This is a genomic window from Mesorhizobium sp. B2-3-5, from assembly GCF_006442395.1.
In the GTDB taxonomy this organism is placed as follows: domain Bacteria; phylum Pseudomonadota; class Alphaproteobacteria; order Rhizobiales; family Rhizobiaceae; genus Mesorhizobium.
In genome coordinates, this window is sequence record NZ_VFVX01000004.1 from 175,277 (window position 1) to 189,346 (window position 14,070).

Below are 14,070 nucleotides of genomic sequence, written 5' to 3' on the forward strand. Positions count from 1 at the left end.
TCTTCTTGGTTCGTCTCTTTGGGGCGGGCAGGTGGGACCCGTTCGATTCCGTCGGGTTCGAAACCGGCTCCAACCTTTTGTTCGAGCGTGACGTTTTCCGAAAACCGGCTCGCGCTTTTCGCGATCCTGCTCTAACACGGCCAAACAGGCCGGAAAAGCAGCCGATTTGCCCGGCCGCGCAGTTGCATTGACAACTTTACCGACTATATTCCGGCCAAATTTCGCGGGGCCGCCAAATTTTCACTGCATTCGGTTTGGCGGCCGTTTTTCAAAATTCAGGAGTACCTTGATGTTCGTGACACCGGCATACGCCCAAGGCATTGGCGGCGCCTCTCCCGATATGCTCATCAGCATTTTGCCGTTTGTCCTGATTTTCGTAATCATGTATTTTCTGATCATCCGCCCGCAGCGCACGCAGCTGAAGAAGCGCGGCGAGATGCTGGCGGCGGTCCGTCGCGGCGACACGGTCGTCACCGGCGGCGGTTTCGTCGGCAAGGTGACGAAGGTGATCGACGACAATGAACTCGAGATCGACCTTGGCGGTGGCACCAAGGTGACGGCGCTGCGCTCGACGATTGCCGACGTGCGCGTCAAGGGCGAGCCGGTAGCCAACCAGAACGCCAAGAAATAATCCAATTCCAGGCGGAGTGATCCGCGGGTACGCTCGGACGGACGACGCCATATGCTCTATTTTTCGCGCTTCAAGATGATCCTGATCTGGCTGGCCGTGGCCGCCACAGTGGTCCTCGCCGCGCCCAATCTCATCCCCGCAAGCACATTGGCCCAGCTTCCCAGCTGGGTGCCGAAGCGGCAGATGACACTTGGCCTCGACCTGCAGGGCGGCTCCCACATCCTGCTCGAGATGAATCAGAACGACCTGATCAAGGATCGGCTCGAGACGGCGCGCGATGAAATCCGCACGCTGCTGCGCGATGCCAAGATCGGCTACACCGGCCTTGGTGGAACGGGGCGGACCCTGCAGGTCCGCATCACGGACCCGGCCCAACTCGATGCCGCCAAGAAGGCATTGAAGTCGCTGACCGATCCGGTTGCCGCTGGCCTGTTTTCCGGCGGTTCCATCCAGGAAATGTCGCTGGATGATTCCGAGCCCGGCCTGCTGAAGTTCACCGTCACCGACGCCGGCATCAAATATCGCACGTCGACCGCATTGGCGCAGTCGATCGAGGTGGTCGGACGTCGCGTCAACGAACTTGGCACGACCGAGCCAATCGTGCAGCGGCAAGGCGAGGATCGCATCCTTGTGCAGGTGCCTGGCCTGCAGGATCCGCAGCGGCTGAAGGAAATCCTCGGCCAGACCGCGAAGTTGACCTTCCAGATGGTCGACCAGTCGATGCCGGTGCAGGACGCGCTCAAGGGGCGCCCGCCGGCCGGCGATTCGGTGCTCTATTCGCAGGACGATCCGCCAGTTCCCTACCTGATAGAGAACCGCGTCATCGTATCGGGTGAAAACCTCGTCGACGCGCAGGCGACTTACAATTCGCAGAACAACGAGCCGGTGGTGTCGTTCCGCTTTGATTCGAAGGGTGCTGCCCGGTTCGGCCAGGCCACCGCGCAGAATGTGGGCAAGCTGTTCGCCATCATCCTTGACAACCAGGTGATTTCGGCGCCGCAGATCCGCGAACCGATCCTTGGCGGAACCGGCCAGATCTCCGGCAATTTCACCGCCCAGAGCGCCAATGACCTGGCCGTGCTTCTGCGCGCCGGTGCGTTGCCGGCGACGTTGACGGTCATCGAGGAACGCACCGTGGGTCCCGGCCTCGGCCAGGATTCGATTCATGCCGGCAAGATCGCGGGCGTCATCGGTTCGATCCTCGTCGTTGCCTTCATGTTCGTCGCCTACGGGTTCCTCGGCTTCCTCGCCAACATCGCGCTGGCGGTGCACGTGGCGATGATTGTCGGGCTGCTGTCGCTGCTCGGCGCCACGCTGACCTTGCCCGGTATCGCCGGTATCGTGCTCACCATCGGCATGGCGGTCGATTCCAACGTGCTGATCTACGAACGTATCCGAGAGGAGCGACGCAACGGGCGCTCGGTGATCCAGGCGATCGACACCGGCTTTTCCAAGGCGCTGGCGACGATCGTCGATTCCAACGTCACATCGCTCATCGCAACCGTTGTGCTGTTCTATCTCGGCACCGGGCCCGTCAAGGGCTTTGCCATCACCTATGCCATCGGCATCCTGACCACGGTGTTCACCGCGTTCACCTTCACCCGAATGCTGGTGTCGATCTGGCTGCGCCGCGCCCGGCCGAAGGAACTGCCTCGGGCGCCGGTGACCTTCATTCCGCCCGGCACGAAGATCCCTTTCATGGGCATCCGACGGTGGACGTTCGCACTGTCGAGTGCGCTGTCGATCCTGTCGGTCGTGCTGTTCTTTACCGTCGACATCAATTACGGCATCGACTTCAAGGGCGGCTCGCTGATCGAGGTCCAGTCCAAGAGCGGTGACGCCAATCTCGGCGATATCCGCAGCAGACTGTCGGAGCTCAATATCGGCGAAGTGCAGGTGCAGCAGTTCGGCGCTCCCAACGACGTCCTGATCCGCGTCGGCACCCAGGGCGGCGGCGAAAACGCCGAGCAGACGGTGATCGACAAGGTTCGCGGCGAGCTGCAAGACAACTACGACTTCCGTCGCGTCGAGGTCGTCGGGCCGACCGTATCGGGCGAACTCGCAAAGCAAGGCACGATCGCGATGCTGGTCGCGCTGGTTGGCATCCTGGTCTATGTCTGGTTTCGGTTCGAATGGCAGTTCGCGGTCGGCGCTATCGTCGCGACCGTACACGACGTGGTCATGACGATCGGCTTCTTCGTCATCTCCGGGCTGGAGTTCAATCAATCATCGCTGGCGGCGATCCTGACCATCATCGGCTATTCGTTGAACGACACGATCGTGGTCTACGACCGCGTTCGAGAAGATCTGCGAAAATACAAGAAGATGCCGTTGCCGCAGCTATTGAACAACGCCATCAACGAGACGCTGTCGAGAACGACGTTGACCTCCGTGACGACCAGCTTGGCGCTGCTCGCGCTGGTGCTGTTCGGCGGCGAGGTGATCCGCTCGTTCACCTTGGCGATGCTGTTCGGCGTTGTCTTCGGCACCTATTCGTCGATCTTCATTGCCGCACCGCTGCTGATCCTGTTCAAGCTGCGGCCGCAGGCTTCGGCCGACGAGGAGAAGCCGGTCAGCGGCGGCAAGGCGGTCGCGACCTGACGCGCGGCCCCGAAGGGGTGACAGAATGGTGACCGGCAAAGGCATCGTCATCCGCGAGGCGCATTTCCCCGGCCGCGCGCCGATCGAAGCCTACGGCAATGGCGGGTTTCGCTTTGCCGACATGTCGCATCGCGGCTCGCTGCTGTGCCTGCCATCCGGCATCCACGGCTGGGAGCCGGCGGATCCCCTGGCGTTGACCATGGCGGATTTCCACAAGCTTCTGGCTGAAGCGGACAAGATCGAGATCCTGCTGATCGGCATGGGCAGGGATCTCCGGCCATTGCCGGTGCCGCTGCGCGCTACGCTGAAAGAGGCAGGTATCGCGTCCGATCCGATGTCGACGGGGGCAGCGGTGCGGACCTACAATGTGCTTCTGGCCGAGGACCGCGCCGTGGCCGCCGCGCTCATCGCCGTCGACTGACATGCCGCAAAACACTGAGATCGTCATGAGCGCGGTGCGCGCCGCCGACCGCGACCGCTATCTCAGCGCGCTCTATGCGCCTGCCGACAAGCGCGACGCGCTGGTTTCGCTTTATGGTTTCAATGCCGAGATTGCGAGCATACGCGACCGCATCCACGAGCCGTTGCCCGGTGAGGTGCGGCTGCAATGGTGGCGCGATGTCATAGCCGCCGGCGCCGGGGCTGGCGCCGGTCACCCCGTCGCCGAAGCCTTGAACGCTACCATTGCCGCGTTCAACCTACCGAAACTGGCCTTCGAGAACATGCTCGAAGCCCGCATATTCGACCTCTACGACGATCCGATGCCGTCGCGCACCGACCTCGAAGGCTATTGCGGCGAGACGGCCGCGGCGCTGATCCAGCTTGCGGCGATGGTGCTTGATCCCGACGAGGCGCCCCGGTTTGCCGAACTGGCGGGCAGGGCAGGCTGCGCGCAAGCAATGACCGGCCTGCTGCTTCTGTTGCCGCTGCACCGCAAGCGCGGGCAGTGTTTCATCCCGGTCGACATCCTGGCGGCGGCGGGGTCGTCGCCGGAGGAATTTGTTGCCGGCGATGGCGGGCCGGGTGCACAGCGCGCCGTGGCGGCGATGAGAGCGCTGGCGCGCGAACACCTTTCCGCCTTCGAACAGGGCGCCGCGGCGCTGCCGGTGTCGTTGCGCCCGGCCTTTCTGCCCCTGGTCCTGTCGCGTGCCTATCTCGACAAGATGGAGGGCTCGCGCCATTCATCGCTTGATGGCGTCGTGCGGCTGTCCGCCTTGCACCGGCATTGGTTGCTGTTGCGGCGCGCGAGCAGGGGCTGGCGGGCACTTTGACGTAAACGTCAATCGTGTTAAGGAGTCGGCCCAGCCGAGAATTGTCGCCAAGACAACAGGCCGGCCCGGAGGGAATCCATGAGTTTGCCTGTGCTGGTCGCGATCGTCGTCCTGGGCATTGCGCTGTCGGTTGCCGCCGTGCATTTCACCGGCGGCAGCAAGGCGGCAACGCTATCCGGCGCGGATCAGGCACTGAGCCGCTTCGCGGAGGATTTTCCCGACGAGGCGGCCACGACCGTCCGACTCACGGCTGACGCCAAGACCGCATTTCTGGACCTTGGGCGAGGACGCATAGGCATCGTCCACGGCATCGGTGACTGCTTTTTGACACGTGTCGTCACGCCTCTGGATGTGAAAATGTCGCGCGCCGACGAGGCGAATACAGTTCTGCTCCGGCTGGCGGATTTCACCTGGAAGGGCGGGCGCTTCCGTTTTGCCAGCGCCGCCGATGCTCAGGCCCTGCTGAATACCCTTGGGCCGCAGCACCTACATTCCGTCTGGGAGGCCGCGTGATGGAGAGTTACGATTTTCCGCAGGTCACCCAACTGGCGATTCCGTTCTTCGTCGCCGCGATCCTGATCGAGCTCTGGCTCGTGCGCACCGGTCGCGCCAAGGGCTCGTTCGAGACGCGCGACACGCTGACCAGCCTGATGATGGGCACCGGCAATGTCGTCGCCGGCTTGCTGCTCGGCGTCGTCTCCTACTGGGCGCTGCTGTGGCTGTGGCAATTCCGCGTCTTCAATCTCGGCCTGTCGGTCTGGGTGTTCCTGGCTGCCTTCCTGCTCGATGACCTGCGCTACTATGCCTACCACCGCATAGCGCACCGGGTGCGCTGGGTGTGGGCCGAGCACGTCAACCATCACTCGAGCCAGCACTACAATCTGTCGACGGCGCTGCGGCAAAGCTGGACCGGCCTGTTCACCTTCATGTTCGTGCTGCAGGCGCCGCTGGTGCTGCTCGGTTTCCATCCGGCGGTGATTGCCTTCACCTTCGGTTTCAACCTTGTCTGGCAGTTCTGGATCCATACTGAGACGATCGGCAAGATGTGGGGCTGGTTCGAATTCATCTTCAACACGCCGTCACACCACCGCGTCCACCACGCCACCAATCCGCGCTATCTCGACGCCAACTATGCCGGCACGCTGATCATCTGGGATCGCATGTTCGGCACCTTCGTGGAGGAACTGGAAGAGGATAGGCCGCGCTACGGCATCGTGAAAAATCTTGGCACCTTCAACCCGCTGAAGGTGGCTTTTCACGAGTGGATCGGCATGTTCAAGGATGCGCTTTCGCCCGGGCTGACGCCGCGCGACCGCCTCAACTATCTGATCAAGCCGCCGGGCTGGAGTCATGACGGCTCGCGCGATACCTCGGAGAGCCTGAAGGCCGCTTATATCAGGCGCAATCCGGGTGAGGCGGGCAAGCCGGGACTGCCGTCGGCAAGTGTGGAGCCGGCCGAATAGGGATATTACTCCGCGGCTTCGGCGGCTTCCGTTTGCGCCGGTAACCCCAGCCATTCCCTGCAATCGGCCAGCGCGCGCGAGGTTATCGCGTGGCGCTTGGCGACGGTCTTGTCTTTCCCGCGCATCCGCTTGCCTTCGGTTTTGGGCGCCTCGACCGGCGGGAACAGACCGAAATTGACATTCATCGGCTGGAACGAACGCTTTCCCGGTTCGTCGTCGGAAACGATATGGCCGCCGGTGATGTGGTTGAGCAGGGCGCCGAAGGCCGTGGTAAGCGGTGGCAGGGACGGTGTTTGGCCGAGCCGCTCGGCGGCGGCGAAGCGGCCGGCGAGCAGGCCGATGGCGGCACTTTCGACATAGCCTTCGCAGCCGGTAATCTGGCCGGCGAAGCGCAGGCCGGGCCGCGACTTCAGCTGCAGCGAGCCGTCGAGCAAGGTCGGCGAATTGATGTAGGTGTTGCGGTGCAGGCCACCCAGGCGTGCGAAATCGGCGTCTTCGAGGCCCGGAATGGTGCGGAAGATGCGCACCTGTTCGGCGTGCTTCAGCTTGGTCTGGAATCCGACCATGTTGTAGAGCGTGGCCAGCGCATTGTCCTGCCGCAGCTGGACGACCGCATAGGCCTTGACCGTCGGGTTGTGCTGGTTGGTCAGGCCCATCGGCTTCATCGGCCCGTAGCGCAGCGTCTCAACGCCGCGTTCGGCCATGATCTCGATAGGCAGGCAGCCGTCGAAATAGGGCGTGCCTTCCCATTGCTTGAATTCGGTCTTCTGGCCGTCGACCAGTGCCTGCACGAAGGCGAGGTATTGGTCCTTGTCCATTGGGCAATTGATGTAGTCCTTGCCGGTGCCACCCGGCCCGACCTTGTCGTAGCGCGACTGGAACCAGCAGGTCTCCATGTCGATCGTGTCGAAGTGGATGATCGGCGCGATGGCATCGAAGAAGGCGAGTGCATCGGCCCCGGTCGCTTCCGCGATCGACTGCGCCAGCGATGGCGCGGTCAGCGGCCCGGTGGCGATGATCGCCTGGTCCCAGTCCGCTGGCGGCAGGCCAGGCACTTCCTCGCGCTGGATGGTGATCAGCGGGTGCGCCTCGAGCTTTTTCGTCACGGCATCGGAGAACCCGTCGCGGTCGACGGCCAATGCGCCGCCGGCCGGCACCTGGTTGGCGTCGCCGGCGCTCATGATCAGGGAGCCGGCCAGTCGCATTTCAGCGTGCAGCAGGCCGACGGCGTTGTTCTCGGCGTCATCGGAGCGGAAGGAATTGGAACAGACGAGCTCGGCCAGCCCGTCCGTCTTGTGCGCATCGGTGCCGCGAACCGGGCGCATTTCGTGCAGCACAACGGGAATGCCGGCCTGCGCCGCCTGCCAGGCGGCTTCGGAGCCGGCGAGACCGCCGCCGACGACATGGATGGGATTTTTGCTCATGAGCGCTGGAATAATCGCTTGCCGCCGCGATTGCAATTGCGCGCGGGGGCAGAGGCAAACGCGTGGCCGGAACCCCGCCCTGAAAACAACAACACCCGCCGGGGGAGGAGGTCCGGCGGGTGTCGTTTTGGGGGTCGACCCTCGGGAGGAGGTGAAGGCCGACCGTATTCGTCATCGCCGGGGAGGAGGTCGGCTTTGACGAAATTCACTTCGCTGTTTGAAAAGGAGCGAAACCTCTGGAGCAAAATTCATTTTGTCCGGGGAAACAACGCCCGCCGCGGGAGGAGGTGCGGCGGGCGCCGTTTTGGTGGTCAACCCTCGGGAGGAGGATAAGGGCTGACCGTATTCGTCGAGGTCGGGGAGGAGGTCGACCTGGACGAAATTCCGTCGGTTAGATCGCCTTGCGGGCAATGATCTTGATTTCGTCGCGGACGATACCGAGATCATGCAGCTGGCGGTTCGAAAGGCGACCCAGCTCGGTAACCGTCTCGCGATAAACGCGCCAGTTACGGTAGTTGCGGATCAGGTTCATTGTCATGCTCTTCTCAAAACTGGTTCGGACCATTCGCGGTCCGAAGGATTAGACCGCCTTGCGAGCGACGTAAGGGATATCGCTGCGGCTGATGCCGAGGTCGGTCAGTTCGCGGTTGCTCAGGCGGCTCAGCTCGGAAACGGTGTCCCGGTAGCGGCGCCAGTTGCGGTAGTTGCGGATCAGGTTCATGGTAGTTCTCGTTTCGTCTTTCTTGCGGATCATTCCGTTTGTGTACGAACCATAGATAGGCGGGCTCACATCGATTTAAAAGCGCTATGGCTGCATGGCAGCAATGCAAATTGTGCAATGCAACATTAACGCGCCTTCACGGACCTGACACAAAGAAGCCAAGAATCAGAAAGTGCCGTGACGTCAACGGTTTGGCAGCTTCGGCTGAAAAACCGGCCAAGCAGTGGGGGAGGATATGGCGGGCTATACGACACGGGTCAGGTCGGACATCGCACGATGGCAGCAGGCCGGCCTGATCGATGCCTCGACGGCCGATATTTTGGCGCGCGACGTCGAGGCCAACACGCGCAATTCGCTCAGCTTCGGCTCGATCCTGGCGATGATGGCGGCCTTGCTGTTCGGCGCGGCCATCCTGATCTTCGTTGCCGCCAACTGGGACGCGATCCCGCGACTGGCGCGGGTGGCAGCGCTCTTTGCCGTCATTCTTGGCGGCTATGTCGGCGGCGCGGTGCTGAAGACGCGCGACCATGCGGCGGCCGGCGAAGCCTTGTGGATCGCGGCGGCAGCCGCGTTCGGGGGCTCGATCGCCCTGATCGGGCAGATGTATCACTTGTCCGGCAACGAGGCTTCCGCGCTGATCACCTGGGGCACCGGCACGGCACTGGCGGCGGTCGCCTTGCGGTCAAACCCGCTGACCGTCGCCGCGGTCGCTATCGCCGACGCCTGGCTGTTCCTGAAGGAGTTCGACTATATCAATCGCAGCGCGTTTCCGCATGCCTTCGTTGCAATGGCGGCCGTGCTGTTCGCAGTCTCGTTCTGGACCCGCAGCCAGGCCGCGCGCCACCTGATCCTCCTATCGTTGCTCTTCTATCTCGTGCTGCTGGCCATGGACCACGCGACGCTGCCGGTGGCGATCCCCCTGGTCATTGTGTCTGTGGTGCTGTTCGCCACCGCCGTCTTTGCGCCGGAACCGGTCGACAGGATCGTGCGGCTCGGCGGTCGCTTACCCTTGCACGCGCTGCTCGGCTTTCTCACCGGGCTGGCCATCATCCAGTTCGAACTGGCCGATGAAAGCACCTACAACAGCGGTTTCGCCGTCGCCTCGGTCGTGGCGCTCGCCGGCATCGTCGCGGCTATCGTGCTGGCGGGGCGTGAGAGCCGTGGCCTGCGCTGGCTTGCCTATCTCGGCTTCGCCTTCGAACTCGCCATCATCTATGTCGTGACCCTGCAATCGATGCTCGACACCGCCGGTTTCTTCCTCGCGGCCGCCGTGCTGCTAGGCATCCTCGCACTCATTATCCTCCGCATCGAAAAGCGCATGAAGGCCCCGGTGGCCAGGGGAGCCGTGGCATGATGACCGGAAGGAGACTTGTCATCTTGGCGCTGGTGCTGGCGCTTGTCCAGATCGGCTTCCTGAGCTGGATCATCGGTGGCCGGGCGGCGATCCTGCGCAACGGCAAGGAAGTGCTCTTGAAGATCGAGCCAGTCGACCCGCGCGACCTGCTGCGCGGCGACTACATCATCCTCGGCTACGATATTTCGCGCATACCGTTGAAAATGATCGCCAACATTCCGCCCGACAAAATCTCCACCGACGACACGACGATCATAGTGCGCCTGAAGAAGGGCGTCGACGGCTACTGGACGCCGACCACCGCCTGGTTCGGCAAGGCGCCGACCCCGGCCGCTGCCGACGAGGCCGACATATCGGGTCATGTCGCCGAAGGCTGGGATCTGCGGAGCGAGGGAGCGACGATCGCGCCCGACTACGGCATCGAACGGTTCTATCTGCCGGAAGGCGAGGGACTGGCGATCCAGAACGACATGCGGGTGCGGCCGTTCGGGATACGCCTTGCGCTAGCCGCTGACGGCAGCGCACAGATCAAGGCGCTGGTGGACGGCGACAAGACGCTGTTCGAGGAGCCGCTTTATTGATCCCCCTATCGTCCATGGTGTGATTTAGAGAAGCTTTCTGCGAAGCAGTCGAAAGTCGACAAGACGCAGGAGTCTGATTTTGTCGGCCATGAACTTGTCGAATGCGGCGTCGAAATCGTTGCCAATCGCTCGCCATTCGTCTCGCAACCTGCGGGCGCGTCGGGCGCGCAGCCAGTTCTTTATCTTCGCGGCGGTTCCCTTGGGCTTCAGGATGACTCCACAGCCGTAGTCGGCGTGGACAGTGAAATAGTCGAGATCCGGATTGCCCAGCACGAAATCAATGAACGCCTTGTAGGTCACGCCGCACCACTCACCGTGGAAAAAGGAGGGACTGGCTGCAGCCCGGTCCGGAGGCAGGCAGTCATGCACCACAACGGCGCCCCCGGGCGAGACCATGCGGAAGGCTTCCCTGATGTCGCGCGCCGAGCACTCGTATGTGTGATGCGGATCGACGAACACAATGTCGAATGTCTGCCCCTTCAGACGCGCGTCATCGAGACATGCCGCGATATTCTCGTCCGCTGAGGTGAAATCGACAGGGAGGCCGTCGAGTGGCGGTTCCATCGCCCGATAGACCAGGCGCATGCAGGGCTGAAAACCCAATTGCGATGCTTCCTTATATCGGAAGCCTGTCGTGCTCGTGTTGATCTCAAGGTAGCTCGTGAGCCCAAAGCGCACCGAGAGCAGCCCACAGATGTGCGCCTTGTTCCAGTATTCAAGCATCATCATTGTCCCGCCATTCCCGGCAACGAGTTGATCTCATCGTCGGCGATCCCTCAAGTGATCAATAGGCGGTGGACTCTGACCGACGCATGGCCAAGTCAACGAAGATCGAACTGGAGCCGGGAGGTGGCGGAGCGAAGCGGCCGCGCCGCTGCTTGGTGCGGATGAAGGGACTCGAACCCCCACGCCTTTCGGCACTGGAACCTAAATCCAGGGCGTCTACCAGTTCCGCCACATCCGCATGGTCCGGCAATCCCACGTAGCCATCATTCTGTCAATGTCGGAGCTGAAATGTTGGTTATTCGCCTAAACGCGAAGATGGTTGAAAATTAGGCTCGCCTGTGACAAAAGGCGTGTCGAATGTGACGGGACGCGACGATCCGCTTCTGCAGAATGTGATAAGAAGTAGGAAAAACAAGAACTTATTCACATCTTGGAACGCAGTTTGGAAGAGTTTGAGCCGTAATTTCGGTCAAATCGCCAGGTTCCGTACCAAAAGCCATTTCCGGCAAGACTATACCGGCAGGCTGTGAACGGCAGGGAGCCGTTTGGCAGCCTCATTGGTGAAAACAAAGGTTTTACGATGCAGGTCACCGAAACTCTCAACTCCGGTCTCAAGCGCGAGATCAAGATCACCGTGCCGGCCGGTGACATGGAAGCCAAGCTGATGGCGCGGCTCACCGACGCCAGGAACAAGGTCCGCATCAACGGCTTCCGCCCGGGCAAGGTGCCGGTGCAGCACCTGCGCAAGGTCTACGGCAAGTCGTTCATGGCCGAAGTGGTCAACGAGATCCTTAACGATTCGACCCGTTCCATCATCACCGGGCGCGGCGAAAAGGCCGCCATGCAGCCCGAGGTCATCATGACCGAGGATGAAAAGGAAGCCGAGAAGATCCTGGCCGGCGGCGCCGATTTCGAGTTCCGCCTCAACTACGAGGTCATCCCGGCCATCGAGATCAAGGATTTCTCCGACATCAAGGTGACGCGTCAGGTATTCGACGTGCCGGATTCCGAAATCGACGAGCAGGTCAAGCGCGTCGCCGAATCGGCGCGCAGCTACGAGCCGAAGACCGGTAAGGCCGCCGAAGGCGACCGCGTCTCGATCGACTATGTCGGCAAGATCGACGGCGAGGCCTTTGCCGGCGGCGCCGGCACCGACCAGCCACTGGTGCTGGGCTCCAAGGAATTCATTCCAGGCTTCGAGGATCAGCTCATCGGCACCAAGGCCGGCGACGAAAAGCAGGTCACCGTGACCTTCCCGGAAAACTACCAGGCTGCGCATCTGGCCGGCAAGGAAGCCACCTTCGACGTCACCGTCAAGGAAGTGTCGAAGCCCGGCGAACTGGAAATCAACGACGAGACCGCCAAGAACCTTGGCCTGGAATCGCTCGAGCGCCTGCGTGACATCGTGCGCGGCCAGATCGAGAACCAGTTCGGCTCGATGACGCGCCAGAAGGTCAAGCGCCAGCTGCTCGACCAACTGGATGCGGCCTACTCGTTCGAGGCGCCGTCGAAGCTCGTCGAGGCCGAGTTCAACAACATCTGGGCGCAGGTCAACCGCGACCTGGAAGCCGCCGGCCGCACTTTCGCCGACGAAGAGACGACCGAAGAAGAAGCCCGCGCCGAATATATGCGCCTTGCCGAGCGCCGCGTGCGCCTCGGCCTGGTGCTGGCCGAGATCGGCGAAAAGGCCGGGGTCACCGTTTCGGATGAGGAGTTGCAGCGCGGCCTGTTCGAGCAGGTTCGCCGCTTCCCGGCCAACCAGCAGCAGGAAGCCTTCGAATTCTACCGCAGCAACCCCGAAGCGCTGAACGCGCTGCGGGCACCGATGTTCGAGGAGAAGGTGGTCGACCACCTGCTCGGGCAGATCTCGGTCACCGACGTCAAGGTCAGCAAGGAAGAGCTGATGGCCGACGACGAGGAAGCGGAAACCGCGACCAAGGCCAAGCCGGCGAAGAAGGCCGCGGCCAAGAAGGCTGAAGCCAAGGCGAACGAGGCCGGCGACGAGGCAGAGCCGAAGAAAAAGGCCGCGCCGAAGAAGAAGGCCGCCAAGGACGCCGAATAAGCTCCGCACCCGATGGAATTGATCAAGGCCGCCCCTGAGGCGGCCTTTTTCGTTGCGGAACTGCAACAGCTTATTTGCTTTGCGGGAAGCGGCCCTTGGCGATACCAAGCGTTGATCATTATCTGCGCTTCTGCTGCAAACCGTGTGGTTCCTGGAGGGGGCGTTGAGCCTATTCTTCGAAACGGGGCGTGCTGTCGCCTTGTCGCTTGTTCTGGCCTTCGCCTGTGATGTCGCCTACGCCGACGCGATTGGCGGCAGCTGGCGCTTTGCCACGGGTGACGATGGGCTTGCCACGGCTTCACTCCATGCCACCAACAAACTGATCACCGGGGGTGGCGCCTTGAGCTACAGCCCGGTCCTGACCATTGCCTGCCGGGCAGCCGGCGAACCGCGTTGGACCGAATGGCTGCAATTGAATGACGCGGTTTCGGCCGGCAGCAAGATCACAATGTCGGTTACCGTCGATGGTGGCGGCAAGTTCAACGAGAGCTGGTCGGTCGGGTCGCGAGGCCGATTGCTGATGCGCGACGGCGCCGACGGCATCAAGCGTCTTGTTCCCGCAAGCCGGCTGTTGCTCTCCTGGCGGTTCGGGTTGCTGTCGGGGCGCGGCCAGGCGGATTTCGACCTTGCGGGGCTTGATGAGGCGGTCGCGCAGATTGCCGGGAGCTGCAACACCGACCCGCCTTGAGCGCGCCCGGGTTCTAAACCTCAGCGATGCTTGGCTTTTTCTACCCGCCGCCTGGATTCCATGGTACATTGGTACCGCAATTCCACTGGGGAGGGCGGATATTCGGCCCAGATGCGATCGTCCAAGACACAAATGACGATCAGAGAGGAAATGCCATGCGCACTATAGCGTTTTTCGCTGCGGTGTCCGTTACGATCTTCGTCGCGCATCCGTCCCAGGCACAGGACGCCGCGGCTGGTGAGAAGGTCTTCACCAAATGCCAAGTCTGCCACATCGTAAATGAAGACAAGAACAAGATCGGGCCATCGCTGCACGGGGTCATCGGCCGCACCGCCGGGACGCATCCGGACTTTAAATATTCTGATGCCATGATTGCGGCCGGCAAATCCGGCGTCAAATGGGACGAACCAACACTCACGACCTACCTTCACGACCCCAAGGCTATGGTCAAAGGGACCAAGATGGCGTTTCCAGGTCTCAAGAACGATGCGGACGTGGCCAATGTCATTGCTTATCTGAAAACGTTTTCCAAGTGACCTGGCTTCTCC

At 62.1% G+C, this 14,070-nt stretch carries 15 protein-coding genes and 1 tRNA gene; 11 read left to right on the top strand and 5 right to left on the bottom strand.

Annotated features, from left to right (window positions below; genetic code table 11):
* Window positions 1-289: 289 nt before the first annotated feature.
* The 6 genes from yajC to FJ958_RS07280 all read left to right on the top strand — a co-directional run bounded on the left by yajC (window position 290) and on the right by FJ958_RS07280 (window position 5,966).
* Window positions 290-631, top strand: coding sequence for a preprotein translocase subunit YajC (yajC, locus tag FJ958_RS07255; protein WP_027043763.1), 342 nt, complete (start codon window positions 290-292; stop codon window positions 629-631).
* A 51-nt stretch (window positions 632-682) separates the two neighbouring features.
* Window positions 683-3,232: a protein translocase subunit SecDF gene (secDF, locus tag FJ958_RS07260; RefSeq protein ID WP_140741087.1), complete on the top strand. Its 2,550-nt coding sequence runs from the start codon at window positions 683-685 to the stop codon at window positions 3,230-3,232.
* A 25-nt stretch (window positions 3,233-3,257) separates the two neighbouring features.
* Window positions 3,258-3,653 (top strand): Mth938-like domain-containing protein, encoded by a 396-nt coding sequence (locus FJ958_RS07265; protein WP_181176314.1) that lies wholly within the window; start codon window positions 3,258-3,260, stop codon window positions 3,651-3,653.
* A 1-nt stretch (window position 3,654) separates the two neighbouring features.
* Window positions 3,655-4,503, top strand: a complete 849-nt coding sequence (locus FJ958_RS07270; RefSeq protein WP_181176315.1) for a phytoene/squalene synthase family protein — start codon at window positions 3,655-3,657, stop codon at window positions 4,501-4,503.
* A gap of 78 nt (window positions 4,504-4,581) precedes the next feature.
* Entirely contained in the window at window positions 4,582-5,016 is a 435-nt protein-coding gene (locus FJ958_RS07275) for a hypothetical protein (protein WP_140741091.1), read from the top strand.
* Complete coding sequence (locus FJ958_RS07280) at window positions 5,016-5,966, top strand: sterol desaturase family protein (RefSeq protein WP_181176316.1); 951 nt, start codon at window positions 5,016-5,018, stop codon at window positions 5,964-5,966. The genes FJ958_RS07275 and FJ958_RS07280 overlap by 1 nt, the downstream gene beginning before the upstream one ends.
* Before the next feature lie 5 nt (window positions 5,967-5,971).
* On the opposite strand, the gene trmFO is transcribed toward FJ958_RS07280, so the two are convergent.
* From trmFO to FJ958_RS07295, 3 genes are all read right to left on the bottom strand, one after another.
* Entirely contained in the window at window positions 5,972-7,390 is a 1,419-nt protein-coding gene (gene trmFO / locus FJ958_RS07285; protein ID WP_140741095.1) for a methylenetetrahydrofolate--tRNA-(uracil(54)-C(5))-methyltransferase (FADH(2)-oxidizing) TrmFO, read from the bottom strand.
* 391 nt (window positions 7,391-7,781) lie between these two features.
* Window positions 7,782-7,922 carry a DUF1127 domain-containing protein gene (locus FJ958_RS07290; RefSeq protein WP_065005581.1) on the bottom strand — a complete coding sequence of 47 codons (141 nt, stop codon included), beginning with the start codon at window positions 7,920-7,922 and terminating at the stop codon, window positions 7,782-7,784.
* Window positions 7,923-7,970: 48 nt separating this feature from the next.
* Window positions 7,971-8,111, bottom strand: a complete 141-nt coding sequence (locus tag FJ958_RS07295; RefSeq protein WP_013531315.1) for a DUF1127 domain-containing protein — start codon at window positions 8,109-8,111, stop codon at window positions 7,971-7,973.
* A 235-nt stretch (window positions 8,112-8,346) separates the two neighbouring features.
* On the opposite strand from FJ958_RS07295, the gene FJ958_RS07300 reads away from it, so the two are divergent.
* On the top strand, window positions 8,347-9,465 hold the full coding sequence (locus FJ958_RS07300) for a DUF2157 domain-containing protein (protein WP_140741097.1): 1,119 nt from the start codon (window positions 8,347-8,349) through the stop codon (window positions 9,463-9,465).
* The gene (locus FJ958_RS07305) at window positions 9,462-10,046 is read left to right on the top strand and encodes a GDYXXLXY domain-containing protein (RefSeq protein WP_140741099.1); all 585 of its coding nucleotides are present in this window, start codon (window positions 9,462-9,464) and stop codon (window positions 10,044-10,046) included. The genes FJ958_RS07300 and FJ958_RS07305 overlap by 4 nt, the downstream gene beginning before the upstream one ends.
* A gap of 24 nt (window positions 10,047-10,070) precedes the next feature.
* On the opposite strand, the gene FJ958_RS07310 is transcribed toward FJ958_RS07305, so the two are convergent.
* Together FJ958_RS07310 and FJ958_RS07315 are read right to left on the bottom strand one after the other, a co-directional pair.
* Window positions 10,071-10,775 carry a class I SAM-dependent methyltransferase gene (locus tag FJ958_RS07310; protein ID WP_140741101.1) on the bottom strand — a complete coding sequence of 235 codons (705 nt, stop codon included), beginning with the start codon at window positions 10,773-10,775 and terminating at the stop codon, window positions 10,071-10,073.
* Between the two features lie 150 nt (window positions 10,776-10,925).
* Window positions 10,926-11,010: transfer RNA gene (locus tag FJ958_RS07315), tRNA-Leu, on the bottom strand.
* A gap of 342 nt (window positions 11,011-11,352) precedes the next feature.
* Between FJ958_RS07315 and tig the strand changes: the two genes are divergently transcribed.
* The 3 genes from tig (at window position 11,353) to FJ958_RS07330 (ending at window position 14,058) form a co-directional block, all read left to right on the top strand.
* Window positions 11,353-12,834, top strand: a complete 1,482-nt coding sequence (gene tig / locus FJ958_RS07320) for a trigger factor (protein ID WP_140741103.1) — start codon at window positions 11,353-11,355, stop codon at window positions 12,832-12,834.
* Between the two features lie 163 nt (window positions 12,835-12,997).
* Window positions 12,998-13,522, top strand: a complete 525-nt coding sequence (locus FJ958_RS07325) for a hypothetical protein (RefSeq protein WP_140741105.1) — start codon at window positions 12,998-13,000, stop codon at window positions 13,520-13,522.
* Between the two features lie 155 nt (window positions 13,523-13,677).
* A complete protein-coding gene (locus FJ958_RS07330; RefSeq protein ID WP_140741107.1) occupies window positions 13,678-14,058 on the top strand; it encodes a cytochrome c family protein in 381 nt (126 codons plus the stop codon).
* The last annotated feature ends 12 nt before the right edge of the window (window positions 14,059-14,070 follow it).

What these genes read in the sequence shown, in the direction of transcription:
- yajC (WP_027043763.1), top strand. Translation starts at nt 290, where the DNA reads ATGTTCGTGACACCGGCATACGCCCAAGGCATTGGCGGCGCCTCTCCC.
- secDF (WP_140741087.1), top strand. Translation starts at nt 683, where the DNA reads ATGCTCTATTTTTCGCGCTTCAAGATGATCCTGATCTGGCTGGCCGTG.
- FJ958_RS07265 (WP_181176314.1), top strand. Translation starts at nt 3,258, where the DNA reads ATGGTGACCGGCAAAGGCATCGTCATCCGCGAGGCGCATTTCCCCGGC.
- FJ958_RS07270 (WP_181176315.1), top strand. Translation starts at nt 3,655, where the DNA reads ATGCCGCAAAACACTGAGATCGTCATGAGCGCGGTGCGCGCCGCCGAC.
- FJ958_RS07275 (WP_140741091.1), top strand. Translation starts at nt 4,582, where the DNA reads ATGAGTTTGCCTGTGCTGGTCGCGATCGTCGTCCTGGGCATTGCGCTG.
- FJ958_RS07280 (WP_181176316.1), top strand. Translation starts at nt 5,016, where the DNA reads ATGGAGAGTTACGATTTTCCGCAGGTCACCCAACTGGCGATTCCGTTC.
- trmFO (WP_140741095.1), bottom strand. Translation starts at nt 7,390, where the DNA reads ATGAGCAAAAATCCCATCCATGTCGTCGGCGGCGGTCTCGCCGGCTCC.
- FJ958_RS07290 (WP_065005581.1), bottom strand. Translation starts at nt 7,922, where the DNA reads ATGAACCTGATCCGCAACTACCGTAACTGGCGCGTTTATCGCGAGACG.
- FJ958_RS07295 (WP_013531315.1), bottom strand. Translation starts at nt 8,111, where the DNA reads ATGAACCTGATCCGCAACTACCGCAACTGGCGCCGCTACCGGGACACC.
- FJ958_RS07300 (WP_140741097.1), top strand. Translation starts at nt 8,347, where the DNA reads ATGGCGGGCTATACGACACGGGTCAGGTCGGACATCGCACGATGGCAG.
- FJ958_RS07305 (WP_140741099.1), top strand. Translation starts at nt 9,462, where the DNA reads ATGATGACCGGAAGGAGACTTGTCATCTTGGCGCTGGTGCTGGCGCTT.
- FJ958_RS07310 (WP_140741101.1), bottom strand. Translation starts at nt 10,775, where the DNA reads ATGATGATGCTTGAATACTGGAACAAGGCGCACATCTGTGGGCTGCTC.
- tig (WP_140741103.1), top strand. Translation starts at nt 11,353, where the DNA reads ATGCAGGTCACCGAAACTCTCAACTCCGGTCTCAAGCGCGAGATCAAG.
- FJ958_RS07330 (WP_140741107.1), top strand. Translation starts at nt 13,678, where the DNA reads ATGCGCACTATAGCGTTTTTCGCTGCGGTGTCCGTTACGATCTTCGTC.